This window comes from Haloarcula salina (assembly GCF_049603855.1).
Lineage (GTDB): Archaea > Halobacteriota > Halobacteria > Halobacteriales > Haloarculaceae > Haloarcula > Haloarcula salina_A.
Map to the genome: position 1 here is coordinate 2,400,920 of NZ_CP187146.1, position 13,815 is coordinate 2,414,734.

Here is a 13,815-nt window from a genome sequence, read left to right on the forward strand (position 1 = left end):
GTCTTCAGGTGGGAGGGCCCCGTACAAAAGTCGCCCGTCGGGGTCGCGAACTGTGGCCCGGAAAAGGTTATCCCGGGGTCGGCACAATGCCGTGCCATGGAAACCCGACAGGCGTTGCTCGTCGACGCGTTCGCCGCCGAACCGACGGCCGGGACGCCGACCGGCGTCGTGCCGGACGCGGCGGGACTGACAGACGACCAGTTGCGGGCCGTCGCCAGCGAACTGGGGGCGAGGGCGACGGCGTTCGTGCTGCCGGCGGAGGAGGCCGACCGGCGACTCCGCTTTTTCACGCCCTCCGGCGAAGTCGGGCGGTCGGCCACGGCGACGGTCGCCGCCCACGCGGCGCTGTTCGAGCGCGGACTCGCCGAGGCCGACGAGTGGACGGGCGCCACCGGCGGCGGCACAGTCGACGGGGAGACGAAGGAGGACGGGACGGTGTGGGTCGACCTGGGCCGCGCCGAGGTGACCGAGGTCGACCTCGCGTACGACGACGTGGCGGACGCGCTGGGCGTCGACCCGGCGGCGCTACAGGACGTGGGGGCGGACCTCCCGCTCGCGACGGCCGACGCCGGCGAGTCCTGGCTCGCCGTCCCGGTCAACTACTTCGAGCACCTGAGCGGACTGTCCGTGGACGCCGCCGCCGTCGACGACCTGTGCGACGCCGTCGACGCCGACGGCGTGTACCCGTTCACCTTCGACACAGTGGGCGGCGACGCGACCCGCCGGTCGACGCTCCACGGGCGGGCTTTCCGGGCCGGCGCGGGCGGGACCGAAGACCCGATACTCGGGACCGCGGCGGGTGCGGTGGCTGCGTTCGTCCGTCGCCACGGCGCGCTCGATTCGACCATCGAGCAGGTCGTCGTAGAAGGGGGTCACTTCCGTGACCGGCCCGGGACGGTGTCGGTCGACACCGACGGCGACGAGGTGTGGGTCGGCGGCCGCGGCGCGACGGCGCTGGACGGGTCCGTCTCGGTCCCCGAGGCGAGCGACGACGACATCATCGAGGTCTGAGCGACGAGCGGAGACGCCGTCGAGAGGGTCTGGTTCACTCGGTATCGAGTGAATTAGGATGGCGGCAGGAATCAGACCGGAAGGTCCTTACTTGTCGTTGAAGATGATACAGGTGAGTCCATGCCAACACTGTGGCTCGACGAGATAGGTGCCGACGACCTCGAGCGGGTCGGCGGCAAGGCGGCGTCTCTCGGAGAACTGACCGGAGCGGGTCTGCCCGTTCCGTCGGCGTTCGTCGTTACTGCCGACACGTATCGGTCGTTCATCGAAGCAACTGAGATAGACGAGGAGCTCTTCGAGACCGTCGACATCGACAGCGACGACTCGCAGGCGCTGGCCGAGGCGGCCGAGCGCGCCCAGGAACTGATCCTCGAAACGGACACCCCGCCGTCGGTCCGGGAGGACCTGCTGGCGGCCTACGACGAGATGGGCGACGAGGACGTGGCGGTCCGCTCCTCGGCGACGGCCGAGGACCTCCCCGACGCCTCTTTCGCCGGACAACAGGAGACGTACCTCAACGTCTCGCGCGCGGACCTCCTCCAGCGCGTCAAGGAGTGCTGGGCGTCGCTGTTCACCCAGCGAGCCATCTACTACCGCAACGAGAACGGCTTCGCCCACGACGCCGTCGACATCGCCGTCGTCGTCCAGCAGATGGTCGACGCGGAGAAGTCCGGCGTCATGTTCACCAGCCACCCCTCGACGGGCGGCCCGACGGCGATTCTGGAGGCCGCGTGGGGGCTCGGCGAAGCGGTCGTCTCCGGAGCCGTCTCGCCCGACAACTACGTCGTCGACCGCGAGACCGGCACCATCGAGGAGGTCACCGTCGCCGACAAGAAGGTGATGTGCGTCCGCGGGGAGGACGGCGAGACCATCGAGCGCGCCGTGCCCGAGGACAAGCGCGACGAGCGCGTCCTCTCCGACGAGGAGATCCACCGCCTCATCGAGGTCGGCGAGCGCGTCGAGGACCACTACGACACGCCCCAGGACGTGGAGTGGGCGATCTACGAGGACGAGGTGTACCTGCTCCAGTCCCGGCCGATCACCACCATCGACGAGAGCGGTGAGAGCGCCGACGCGACCGCCGACGCGGAGAGCCAGCCCGACGGCGCCGACTCCGGCGTCGCCGACGGCGGCTCGATGCAGAGCCAGTCCGAGCCCGTCAGGATCTCGGGGATCGGCTCCGCGCCCGGTCGCGTCACCGGCGTCGTCCGCATCGTCGACAAGCTCGACAACCTCGACAAGGTCGAAGACGGCGACATCATCGTCGCCGAGATGACGACCCCCGACATGGTGCCGGCGATGAAACGCGCCAACGGCATCGTCACCGACGAGGGCGGGATGACGAGTCACGCCGCCATCGTCTCGCGCGAACTCGGCGTCCCGGCCGTCGTCGGCGCCGAGGACGCCACCGAGAAACTCCGCGACGGCGAGACCGTCACGCTGGACGGCGAGCGGGGCACGGTCGAGAAGGGGGCCGAGGTCCCCGAGACGACCGAGGAGGAGACCGCCGACCCCGTCGAGCAGCACTCGCCGGTCAAGCCGATGACCGGGACCGAGGTCAAGGTCAACGTCTCCATCCCGGAGGCCGCCGAGCGCGCCGCCGCGACGGGGGCCGACGGCGTCGGGCTGTTGCGCACCGAGCACATGATCCTCTCGACGGACAAGACGCCCTCGCGCTACGTCGAGGACCACGGCGAGCGGGCCTACATCGACGAGATCGTCGACGGCGTCCGCTCGGTCGCCGAGGCGTTCTACCCGCGGCCCGTCCGCGTCCGAACGCTCGACGCCCCCTCCGACGAGTTCCGCCAGCTTGAGGGCGGCGAGGACGAGCCCAGCGAGCACAACCCGATGCTCGGCTACCGCGGCATCCGCCGCTCGCTCGACCGGCCCGGCGAGTTCAAGCTCGAACTCCGCGCCTTCGAGCGGCTGTACGACCTCGGCTACGACAACGTCGAACTGATGCTCCCGCTGGTCACCGACGCCGAGGACATCCTGCGGGCGAAGGCCCTCATGCAGGAGGTCGGCATCGACCCCGAGAAGCGCGACTGGGGCGTCATGGTCGAGACGCCGGCGAGCGCCCTCTCCATCGAGGAGATCTGCGAGGCCGGCGTCGACTTCGTCTCCTTCGGGACGAACGACCTCACCCAGTACACGCTGGCCGTCGACCGCAACAACGGGAACGTCGCCGACCGCTTCGACGAACTGCATCCGGCCGTCCTCGAACTCATGAGCCAGGTCATCGGGACCTGCCGCGAGCACGACGTCTCGACGAGCATCTGCGGACAGGCGGCTTCGAAGCCACAGATGGTGAACTTCCTCGTCGACGAGGGCGTCACCTCCATCTCGCCGAACATCGACGCCGTCCGCGACGTCCAACACGAGGTCAAGCGCGTCGAGCAGCGCCTCCTGCTGGAATCGATCCGGTAGTCGTCGCGGCCGCGGACAAGCTTTTTCCTGCCGTTCGCCGTCGTTCGAGTATGACGTCAGACCCGACGACGACTGCCAAGGGGATCAGTTCCGGCGTCTCCTACATCCCGTTCGGGATTCCGGGGCTCGACGGTCACGTCAGGGGCATCCCGACCGGGAGCACGGCCCTGCTGGCGGGGGCGTCCGACGCGGGGGGCGACGCCTTCACCTACACAAGCCTCGCGACGCTGATGCTCGCGAAACACCGCCCGGAGATGGTTCCGAACGGCGTCGCCGAGCGCGCCGCGGCGATTCCCGAATCGGTGACGTACGTCACGCTCTAGCACGACCGTGACCACCTCTACAGCGAACTCGACGCCGTGCTCGACGGGTATCAGTTCGAGGCGCTGACGGCGAACATGACCGTCGCGGACTTCTCCCAGCGGTACATGGAACTGCTCCCTGTCCCGAATCCCCTGTTCGACGCGCGGCGCTCGGGCGACGACATCGAACAGCCCGAGACGGAGCCGGACCCGGCGGCGTCGGAGCCGTCGGACGAGACCTTCGAGAAATTCCTGGAAGATATCAGCGAGCGGGTGACTGACGCCGCGGAGACCCTCGTCGTCATCGACTCGCTGACCGATCTGGAGCGAGCGACCGAGTTCGGTCTTCCGAGGAACCACGAACTGGCGTTCCTGATGGGGCTTCGCGAGGCCGTCGTCAACTGGGGAAGCGTCGCGTTCGTGAAGCTCGACCGGCCCGCGAGCGCCGTTCGCTCCGACGAACTCATCCACGGGCTGCTCCACGGGAGCGTCTACTTCTACTCCAACGACAAGGGGTTCGAGACGTACCGGACGATGCGGGTCGGCTCGTTCGGCGGCGCACTGGACACCGAGCGACAGACGGTGTTCGAGTCCCGCATCGGCCCGGCCGGCTTCCGGGCGAAGGCGACCAAAAAGATCGGGCCCTCGAACTGGTAGCTCCGAGCACAACGCATAAAACGACCACCCCCCATATGAGGGATAGATGCTCCAGCGGGCCGAGCCACAGGATTTCGACCGCGTTCTCTCGTCGATGTGTACCGTCCCTCACCCCGCGGCCCGCGAGGCGGCCGAGCGCTTCCTCGCGACGAATCCGGGCGACCCCGGGACCTACGAGACCGTCGCGGACCTGGAGCGCGAGGCCGTCGAGTACCTCGGCGAAGTTACCGGGCTGTCGGATCCCGCGGGCTACGTCGCCTCGGGCGGGACCGAGGCCAACATCCAGGCGATTCGCGTCGCCCGGAACCGCGCCGACACCGACGACCCGAACGTCGTCGCGCCCGTCCACGCGCACTTCTCCTTCACCAAGGCCGCGGACGTGCTCGGCGTCGAACTCCGCACAGCGCCCGCGCGAGGTCACCGCGTCCATCTCGATGCGATGGCCGAACTCGTCGACGAGGACACGGTCTGCGTGGTCGGCGTCGCCGGGTCGACCGAGTACGGCTACGTCGACCCGATTCCGGCCATCGCCGACCTCGCCGAGACGGTCGACGCGCTCTGTCACGTCGACGCGGCCTGGGGCGGCTTCTACCTCCCCTTCACCGACCACGACTGGCACTTCGGCCACGCCGACGTGGACACGATGACCATCGACCCCCACAAGGTCGGGCAGGCGGCGGTCCCTGCCGGCGGCCTGCTGGCCAGGGACCGGACGCTGCTGGACGAACTCGCCGTCGAGACGCCCTACCTCGAATCGACGGACCAGTTGACCCTGACCGGCACGCGGTCCGGCGCGGGCGTCGCCTCGGCCGTCGCGGCGATGGAGGCGCTGTGGCCGACGGGCTACCGACAGCAGTACGAGACCTCGATGGCCAACGCGGACTGGCTGGCCGAGCAGTTGTCGGCCCGGGGCCACGAGGTCGTCGGCCCGGAACTCCCGCTGGTGGCCGCGGACCTCTCGATGCCGATGACCGACGAACTCCGCGAGCGCGGCTGGCGGGTCTCGAAGACCGGTGCGGGCGAGATGCGCGTGGTGTGTATGCCCCACGTGACGCGGTCGATGCTGCGGTCGTTCGTGGCGGACCTCGACTGGTATTGAGGGACTGCGGCGGAACGGAGCGCCGGCCGAGCGTTTGCCTCGCTATAGAGCGCTCCGGAGAAAACATACGAACATTTAGGACCCGTTGTTTGCTAGAGAGTGCTGTGGACCTGGTAGCCTCGACACCGATGTTCGTCGCGTTCGTCGGCGACTGTACGACGACCGGCTCGGCGCTGACCCTACTCGAGGATGCCGTCTGTACGGCCACTGGCCCGACCGGCCTCGGCATCATCGCGGTCTACTCGTTTCTCATCGCGTTCATCCTGCCGCTCCCGAGCGAAGTCGTGCTGGTCCCGGCCGAAACGCTTCGGCTCGGCCTCTCGACGACCGGCAATCTGGCGGCGATCATCGTCGTCAGCGCCCTCGGGAAGGCCGTCGGGAGCCTCGTCGCCTTTCACATCGGCCAGGAAGCCAAGGAGTACGGCCCGCTCGTCCGCCGGATCAAGGAATCCCGGTTCGACATCATCGAGTGGTCGGAACGCACGACCATCCAGCTGGCGAAGAAGTACGGCTACGTCGGCCTCGCACTCGCGCTGTGTGTGCCGTTCTTCCCCGACACGCTCTCGATCTACGCCTTTACCGTCCTCGAGGAGGACTACCTCCGCTTCGGGGCGGCGACGTTCGCGGGGAGCGCGGGTCGACTGCTCGTCACCCTCGGACTCGCCGGCGGCACGCTCGCGCTCCTGTGAGCGGCCGGCGCACAGATTTATGTAACCTGTTTGAGTAGACGAGGCATGGCCCGAAGCCGTCTGACGGCCCAGACCCTCCTCGGCGGAATCGTCGTGCTGATCGGCCTCGCGCTGCTCGGACGGTCGACCGGCCTGTTCGACCTCGGCGCGCTGTTCGTCTACGTCCCGTCGCTGTTCGTCCTCCTCGGCCTCTACGCGCTCGTGACCGGCGGACTGCGCAATCTCGTCGGCCCGCTGCTGGTCATCCTCGTCGCGGGCGCGTGGCAACTGGTCGCGCTGGGCGTCCTCGCGGCCCGCGACGTGTTACAGTTCTGGCCGCTGTTGATCGTCCTGTTCGGGCTCTCGCTGCTTCTCGGACAGTATCGGGCGAGAGCGCGGGCGGACCAGAGCGACCACGTCCTGCTGTTCGCGTTCTTCGGCGGGTCGGAGCGACGCGTCACGGCCGACGCGTTCAGGAGTGCCGATCTGACGGCGCTGTTCGGCGGGGTCGAACTCGACCTTCGGGACGCGGGCATCGCCGACGCACCGGCGCACGTCAGCACGACCACCATCTTCGGCGGTACCGAGATACGGGTCCCGCGGGAGTGGAACGTCCGCATCGACGTGTTGCCGCTGTTCGGCGCGGCGGAGGACTCGCGCCCCCGCTCCGAGGAGAGCCACGAGGACGTGGACCTCGTCGTCACCGGGTTCGTCGCCTTTGGCGGCCTGGAACTGCTGGACTGACGGGCGGGCAGGCGCGCCGCGACGGCCCACAGGCCTCGCGCGCGACGGCGAAACCAACCCCCTTTTGACCCGTGGGCGGCACACGAACAGGTATGAGCCACGACGAGTTCCCGACGGAGCGCCCGGCGGTCGTGACCTGCGGGTTGCCCTACGCGAACGGCGACCTGCACGTCGGTCACCTCCGGACGTACGTCGACGGCGACGCGCTCTCGCGCTCGCTGCGACGCATCGGTCAGCAGACGGCGTTCGTCTCCGGGTCGGACATGCACGGCACGCCCGTGGCGGTCAACGCCGCCGAGTCGGGCGTCGAGCCCCGCGAGTTCGCGCTGGACTTCCACGAGACCTACGCCGAGACGTTCCCGCAGTTCAACATCGAGTTCGACAACTACGGCCACACCGACGACGCGACGAACGTCGAACTCACCCAGGAGTTCGTCCGCTCGTGGGTCGAAAACGACCACGTCCACGAGAAGGAGATTCAGGTCGCCTGGGACACCGAAGAGGACCAGCCCCTGCCCGACCGGTTCGTCGAGGGCACCTGTCCCTACTGCGGCGAACAGGCGCGCGGTGACGAGTGTGACGAGGGGTGTCAGCGCCACCTCGAACCCGGTGAGATCGAGGACCCGGTCAGCACGATCACCGGGAACCCCGCCGAGTACCGCACGCGCGAGCACAAGTTCCTCCGTCTCTCTGACTTTCAGGAGTACCTCCAGGGATTCCTCGACCGCCTCGAAGGGACCGACAACGCACAGAACCAGCCCCGCGAGTGGATCGAGGGCGAGCTGCAGGACCTCTGTATCACGCGGGACATGGACTGGGGCGTGGATTATCCCGACGAGGCCGACGGTGGCGACGACCTGGTGCTGTACGTCTGGGTCGACGCGCCCATCGAGTACGTCGCCTCGACCCGGCAGTACTCCGAGCGAGTCGGCACCGACGAGTACGACTGGGAAGCGGTCTGGAAGGTCGGCGGCGAGGAGCGCCACGGCCCCGAGTGGGACGACGACTGGACCGACGAAAGCGGCGAGATCATCCACGTCATCGGCCGCGACATCATCCAGCACCACGCCGTCTTCTGGCCTGCCATGTTGCGCGGCGCGGGCTACAACGAACCCCGCTCCATCCTGGCGACCGGCTTCGTCGGTATCGACGGCAAGGCCCTCTCGACCTCTCGCAACCGCGCGGTCTGGGCCGACGAGTACCTGGAGGCCGGCTTCCACCCCGACCTGTTCCGGTACTACATCGCGACCGGCGCGGAACTGGACACCGACGTGGACTTCTCGTGGGACCGCTTCCAGGAGCGGGTCAACGGCGAACTCGTCGGCAACGTCGGGAACTTCATCTACCGCTCGCTGCTGTTCGCCGAGCGCAACTACGACGGCACGCCCGACGCGCCCGTCAGCGACGACGTGCGCGAGCGCATCGAAGAGGCCATCGACGACTTCGAGGCCGCCGTCCGCGAGTACGACGTGCGCGACCTCGCCGAAATCGCCATCGAGCTCTCGAACTACGGCAACGAGTACATCCAGCGCAACGAGCCCTGGAACCTGGTGGACGACGACCCCGAGGAGGCCGAGCAGGTCATCCGCGACTGCGTCCAGTTGACGAAGGCCGTCGCGGTGCTCATGCAACCCGTCCTGCCGGGCAAGGCCGAGCGCCTGTGGGGCCAACTTGGCGAGCAGGGGTCGGCCGCCGATGTGACGCTCGACGCCGCCCTCGACGCGCCGCCGGCCGAGTTCGACGAGCCGACGGAGCTGTTCGAGCAGGTCGAGGACGACCACATCGAGGCGCTGAACGAGGAACTGGCGGAGCGGGTCGAGAGCGAGGCGTCGGCAGACGCCTCGAACGGAGACGGCGAAGCCGCCGGAGATGAAGAGAGCGGCGAGGTCGACCTCGAACCGCTGGTCGAGGAGCGCATCGGCTTCGAGGACTTCGAGGGCGTCGACATGCGCGTCGGCGAGATCCGCAGCGCCGAGCCCGTCGAGGGCGCGGACAAGCTGCTCCGCCTCGAAGTCGACATCGGCCACGAAGTCCGGCAGGTCGTCGCCGGCCTCCGACAGTTACACGACGCCGAGGAGCTGCCCGGAACGCGGGTCATCCTGCTGGCGAACATGGAGAAGGCGGAGCTGTTCGGCGTCGAGTCCGACGGGATGGTGCTGGCGGCCGGTGACGAGGCCGACCTGCTGACCACCCACGAGGACGCCCCGCTGGGGACCCGCGTCAAGTAACGGCGGTCGCCAGCGCTTTTGTAGCCGCGGGCCGTATCCCGGGTATGGACGACGACGCCGGCCGCGACGAGACGGCCGCTCGCGACGGCGGGTTCACCGAGGAGTACGAACTGGCCACCGAAGCCGACGTCATCGAAGTCGAGGACGACGAGGAGGAGGGCGCGGTCGCGGGTTCGTTCGCCCCAGACCTGGAGGTGACGCCTGGCACGCCGAAAGCGGAGAACGTGGTCTTCGTCGCCCTCGGCGTCATCTTCGCGATTCTCGCGCTCGGCCGGATGTTCCTCGGCCCGACGATGTACGCGCCGACGACGCTCGCCGGCGTGATTCTCGCCGTGCTCGTCGGGACCGCGGCCCTGTACGGCCTGTTCGTCCGGACCGGCGACGCGTGACCGACGCGCGTTGTGGCCCGATGGCGATTACGTGGCCGCTACTCGTCAGCAGGTGGTCCTCGTCTCACCAGCCGCTGCTTTCACTCCCGTCAAACGCCGTTTGAACGGCCGACCGACCCCGACACTTAATCCCGCGCCGACCCAACAGCGAGACATGGTGAACCCGCTGGCGGCGCTCGCCCCCCTGCAGGCCGAACCGCTGCTGAGCATGTCGCTCTCCATCCTGCTGTTTCTGGCCGGCGCGGGACTCATCGTCGGTGAGGCGCTCGCGCCCGGGACGCACTTTTTCGTCCTCGGCGTGGCGCTGCTGACGGCGGGGCTGGTCGGACTGTTCATCCCGGCGAGCCTGGGCATCTTCGCGCCGCTCATCCTCACCGTCGTGGTGCTGGCGACGACGGCCGCGACGCTGTGGGGCTATCGAAAGCTCGACTTCGCCGGCCAGGGCCGCGGCCAGACGCTCAGTTCCGACTCGCTGCGGGGCCAGTTCGGGACCGTGACCGAGCGCGTGACCCGGAGCGACGGCGAGGTCAAACTGGAGGACGGTGGCTTCAATCCCTACTATCAGGCCCGTAGCGACGGCGACCCCATCGAGGAAGGGGCCGAGGTGATGGTCCTCGACCCCGGCGGCGGAAACGTTCTCACCGTCGAAGCCGTCGAATCCGGAACCGACAGCATCGACCGTGAACTGGCGCGCGAACGGAGCAAAAGCGACGCGAATTCAGACACCGAAACGGAGCGCGAGTCCGAGCGGGCGTAGGAATCGTGTACCTCGGTAGTATGTGACACAGACACCGAAGTCTTTTCCTTGCGCGCTCCGGAGTTCTGACTGTCATGTTCCCCGCGACAGTACCGCTGCAGTCAGCGCTCGGAGGGATTATCGGCTTTGTCACGGTAATCTTCCTCCTGCTCGCTATCGCGCTCGTCTATTCGAGCGTCGTGATCATCCGCCCGTACCAGAAAGGTGCCTACACCGTCCTCGGGACCTATCGCGGCGTCCTCGACCAGGGGATTCACTTCATCTACCCCTTCGTCTCCGACGTGACCCGCTTCGACATGCGTACCCAGACGCTCGACGTGCCGCGTCAGGAGGCCATCACCCGCGACAACTCGCCGGTGACCGCCGACGCCGTCGTCTACATCAAGGTGATGGACCCGAAGAAGGCGTTCCTCGAAGTCGACAACTACGAGCGCGCCGTCTCCAACCTCGCCCAGACCACGCTACGCGCCGTGCTCGGCGACATGGAACTGGACGACACGCTCAACAAGCGCGGCGAGATCAACGCCCGCATCCGGAAGGAACTGGACGAACCGACCGACGAGTGGGGCGTCCGCGTCGAGAGCGTCGAGGTCCGCGAGGTCAACCCCTCGAAGGACGTCCAGCAGGCCATGGAGCAACAGACCTCCGCCGAGCGGAAACGCCGCGCCATGATCCTGGAAGCCCAGGGTGAGCGGCGCTCCGCCATCGAGACGGCGGAAGGTGACAAGCAGTCCAACATCATCCGCGCCCAGGGTGAGAAACAGAGCCAGATCCTCGAAGCGCAGGGTGACGCAATCTCGACCGTCCTGCGTGCGAAATCCGCCGAATCGATGGGCGAGCGCGCCGTCATCGACAAGGGGATGGAGACGCTCGCCGAGATCGGCCAGGGCGAGTCGACGAAGTTCGTCCTCCCGCAGGAACTCACGTCGCTCGTCGGCCGCTACGGCAAGCACCTCCAGGGCTCGGACGTGAAGGAGAACGGCCACACGCTCGACGCGCTGGACTTCGACGACGAGACCCGCGAGATGCTCGGTCTCGACGACATCGAGGAGATCCTCGGCCAGATCGACGAGGAAGCGCAGGTCGACGTGGAAGCGATGGAGGAGGAAGCCCAGAAGATCAAACACGGCGAGGACTCCGGCGTCGACAACGCCGACGACGTCATCGAGGAGATGGACGCCGAGTTCGAGGGCGGGTCCCAGACGGACGTGGCCGGCGGGCCCGACGACACGGCCCAGCCCTCCGAAGTCGACAAGGATAGTCAATCCTGATAGCAGGCGAAGACGTTTTATCACCGACCCGCCTTTTCGGTACCAATGAGCCGCGAGGGCGAGGTCGACGAGGACAAGCGGGCCACGCTCCGCCGCTTCGCCGCCCTCGGCGCGGCGAGTCCGCTCGCTCGCTTCACCGACGACGGGAGCGACAGCGACGCGCCCGACGCCATCGCGGGCTACGTCTCGGCCCGCCCCGGCACCCACTTCTCGAAACTCCGTGACGACCTCAAACTCGGGACCGGCGAGGCCCAGCACCACCTCCACCGACTGGAGAACGAGGGCATCGTCGCCTCGCGCAAGGACGGCGACTACCGCCGCTACTTCCCGGCCGGCCAGTTCTCCGCGTTCGAGCAGGTGACGCTGGGCTACCTCCGTCGCTCGACCGCGCGGGGGATGCTCGTCACGTTGCTCCGACGCCCGGACGCGACCGCCTCCGAGTTGGCGAGCGAACTCGACGTGTCGCGCCCGACAGTGAGCAACTACGCCGCCGACCTCGAAGCCGCCGACCTGCTCTCGCGCGAAGACGGCTACGCCGTCACGGAACCGGAGACGGTACTCACGCTCGTCATCAGGTACGCCGACTCCTTCGGCGACGACGCCGCCGCGCTGGCAGGCGAAGCCGACTCGCTGTTGCGGTACGACCCCTGATATCGCGAGCCGCGACTTAGCCGAGGAGGTACCGCATCCACGGGTAGCGCTCGACCAGCGGCGTGCCGCCGACCTCGTACTGCTCGATGTACGGATCGAGTCCCAGGATTCGCCCGGCCCCGAACGCGGCGACGGCGAGGAAGACGAGCATGTACGCGAAGTCACCGTTGATGTAACCGTGGCCGATGTCCCAGTTCCCGAAGTAGAACAGCAACATCATGAACGCGCCCCAGAACGCCGCGAGGCGGGTAAACGCGCCGACGAGCAGACCGAGACCGATGAACACCTCGCCCCACGGGACGGCGACGTTCACGAAGTCGACGAACCACGGCGTGTTCCCCATCGCGACGAAGACGCTGGCGACGGGGCTCCCGTTCGCCGGCGGGGCGTTCTGGAGGTAGCCCGCGGCGCCGAAACTGCCCGACAGTACCTTGTCGATCCCGCTCTGGAAGAAGGCGATCCCCATCATCAACCGCAGCGCCAGGATGAACCAGACGCTGAGCGTGTGGAGTTTCCCCTCCGCGGTGAATCCCGCGACCGTGCTAGTGAGCGTGACTTCCTCCGAAGACATATTGCCACAATCATCACCGATTCTAATAAATCCAGTTCACGATTTCCGATGGGCGAACGGGCCGTTCATGGAATAACGCATGAGAATATAACTTGGATCCTACACGAATGAGACGGCCCCGTGGGTGGGTGCCGACAGACGGACTCAGGCGTCGACCATCCACGTCGTCGAAGAAGAGTAGCCCCACTTCTCGACGGCCAGGTCGTGGTCGCCGTTCGCGATGGCGGTCATGTTCGTCCCGACTTCCTTGGCCGAGAGACCGAGTTCGTCGCCGATGAGCCGCGACTTGAAGTACGTCTGCTCGTCGGCGTTGTCCCGCAGGTACTCGAGGATGCGACGCTGCTTGTCCGAGAGGGGACTGTCGGTGGTCTGTGCGGTGGCGCTCATTGCTCTGTCTAGGTGCAGAGCCGAGACGCCCTTAGGGGGTTTGGTACAGTCGGTTAACGCCTCGCCGTCGTGCGGTTTCTGCACATATCGGTGGCCGATAGCCCCGCCAGTCGGACCGCGCGAGGGGGCGTTGGTACAGGTGGGAAACACCGATCGAGGTGCCGGTAAGTGGGTACGACGCCGGTCGTTCCCTCCGGCAGTTCTTTAGTAATGGGCCGTTTTGTGGGCGAACGGAGGTCTATCACATTGGAAATCTCGGATCAACTGCTGTGTCTGTTCAGTGCTGACGTCCGCGAGGAGGGGGACCGCTACGTCGTCGAGATACCGCGACGCGAGGTCAAGACCGGCGGCGTCGACCCGAACGGGACGTACCGCGTCGCACTCATCTCCGCGGACGACGGGTCGGAGTCGAGCGAGGAGTCTGCGACGGAGACGGAGACGCCGCCGGACCAGCCCCAGCCGCCGGTCGAACCGGGCGAGACGCGCTACGTCGAGATCGAGGACATCGGCAAGCAGGGCGACGGCATCGCGCGGGTCGAGCGCGGCTACGTCATCATCGTTCCGGGCGCCGATATCGACGAGCGCGTCAAAATCGAGGTCACCGAGGTCAAGTCGAACTTCGCCGTCGGCGAGATCATCGACGAGGTCTGAGG

At 67.5% G+C, this 13,815-nt stretch carries 15 protein-coding genes; 13 read left to right on the forward strand and 2 right to left on the reverse strand.

The window, feature by feature from the left end:
• Positions 1 to 96: 96 nt before the first annotated feature.
• The 12 genes from ACOZ4I_RS12335 (at position 97) to ACOZ4I_RS12390 (ending at position 12,204) form a co-directional block, all read left to right on the forward strand.
• Complete coding sequence (locus ACOZ4I_RS12335) at positions 97 to 1,011, forward strand: PhzF family phenazine biosynthesis protein (protein WP_423999953.1); 915 nt, start codon at positions 97 to 99, stop codon at positions 1,009 to 1,011.
• A gap of 120 nt (positions 1,012 to 1,131) precedes the next feature.
• The gene (gene ppsA, locus ACOZ4I_RS12340; protein ID WP_423999955.1) at positions 1,132 to 3,438 is read left to right on the forward strand and encodes a phosphoenolpyruvate synthase; all 2,307 of its coding nucleotides are present in this window, start codon (positions 1,132 to 1,134) and stop codon (positions 3,436 to 3,438) included.
• Between the two features lie 50 nt (positions 3,439 to 3,488).
• On the forward strand, positions 3,489 to 3,761 hold the full coding sequence (locus ACOZ4I_RS12345; protein WP_423999957.1) for a hypothetical protein: 273 nt from the start codon (positions 3,489 to 3,491) through the stop codon (positions 3,759 to 3,761).
• 36 nt (positions 3,762 to 3,797) lie between these two features.
• The gene (locus ACOZ4I_RS12350) at positions 3,798 to 4,397 is read left to right on the forward strand and encodes a hypothetical protein (protein ID WP_423999959.1); all 600 of its coding nucleotides are present in this window, start codon (positions 3,798 to 3,800) and stop codon (positions 4,395 to 4,397) included.
• Positions 4,398 to 4,443: 46 nt separating this feature from the next.
• A complete protein-coding gene (mfnA, locus tag ACOZ4I_RS12355) occupies positions 4,444 to 5,496 on the forward strand; it encodes a tyrosine decarboxylase MfnA (RefSeq protein WP_423999961.1) in 1,053 nt (350 codons plus the stop codon).
• Positions 5,497 to 5,600: 104 nt separating this feature from the next.
• Positions 5,601 to 6,185 carry a YqaA family protein gene (locus ACOZ4I_RS12360; protein WP_423999963.1) on the forward strand — a complete coding sequence of 195 codons (585 nt, stop codon included), beginning with the start codon at positions 5,601 to 5,603 and terminating at the stop codon, positions 6,183 to 6,185.
• A 45-nt stretch (positions 6,186 to 6,230) separates the two neighbouring features.
• Positions 6,231 to 6,908, forward strand: a complete 678-nt coding sequence (locus ACOZ4I_RS12365; protein ID WP_423999965.1) for a LiaF transmembrane domain-containing protein — start codon at positions 6,231 to 6,233, stop codon at positions 6,906 to 6,908.
• Between the two features lie 92 nt (positions 6,909 to 7,000).
• Complete coding sequence (metG, locus tag ACOZ4I_RS12370) at positions 7,001 to 9,136, forward strand: methionine--tRNA ligase (RefSeq protein ID WP_423999967.1); 2,136 nt, start codon at positions 7,001 to 7,003, stop codon at positions 9,134 to 9,136.
• Positions 9,137 to 9,180: 44 nt separating this feature from the next.
• Complete coding sequence (locus ACOZ4I_RS12375; protein WP_423999969.1) at positions 9,181 to 9,525, forward strand: DUF7312 domain-containing protein; 345 nt, start codon at positions 9,181 to 9,183, stop codon at positions 9,523 to 9,525.
• 154 nt (positions 9,526 to 9,679) lie between these two features.
• Positions 9,680 to 10,282, forward strand: coding sequence for an NfeD family protein (locus ACOZ4I_RS12380; RefSeq protein ID WP_423999971.1), 603 nt, complete (start codon positions 9,680 to 9,682; stop codon positions 10,280 to 10,282).
• A gap of 74 nt (positions 10,283 to 10,356) precedes the next feature.
• Positions 10,357 to 11,553, forward strand: coding sequence for an SPFH domain-containing protein (locus tag ACOZ4I_RS12385; protein ID WP_162412715.1), 1,197 nt, complete (start codon positions 10,357 to 10,359; stop codon positions 11,551 to 11,553).
• Positions 11,554 to 11,598: 45 nt separating this feature from the next.
• Positions 11,599 to 12,204, forward strand: coding sequence for a winged helix-turn-helix transcriptional regulator (locus ACOZ4I_RS12390; protein ID WP_423999974.1), 606 nt, complete (start codon positions 11,599 to 11,601; stop codon positions 12,202 to 12,204).
• A 16-nt stretch (positions 12,205 to 12,220) separates the two neighbouring features.
• Here ACOZ4I_RS12390 and ACOZ4I_RS12395 read toward each other — a convergent pair whose 3' ends face one another.
• Positions 12,221 to 12,775 (reverse strand): DoxX family protein, encoded by a 555-nt coding sequence (locus ACOZ4I_RS12395; RefSeq protein WP_423999976.1) that lies wholly within the window; start codon positions 12,773 to 12,775, stop codon positions 12,221 to 12,223.
• A gap of 144 nt (positions 12,776 to 12,919) precedes the next feature.
• A complete protein-coding gene (locus ACOZ4I_RS12400; protein WP_162412712.1) occupies positions 12,920 to 13,162 on the reverse strand; it encodes a DUF7123 family protein in 243 nt (80 codons plus the stop codon).
• A gap of 246 nt (positions 13,163 to 13,408) precedes the next feature.
• On the opposite strand from ACOZ4I_RS12400, the gene ACOZ4I_RS12405 reads away from it, so the two are divergent.
• On the forward strand, positions 13,409 to 13,813 hold the full coding sequence (locus ACOZ4I_RS12405; protein ID WP_423999978.1) for a TRAM domain-containing protein: 405 nt from the start codon (positions 13,409 to 13,411) through the stop codon (positions 13,811 to 13,813).
• Positions 13,814 to 13,815: the final 2 nt, after the last annotated feature.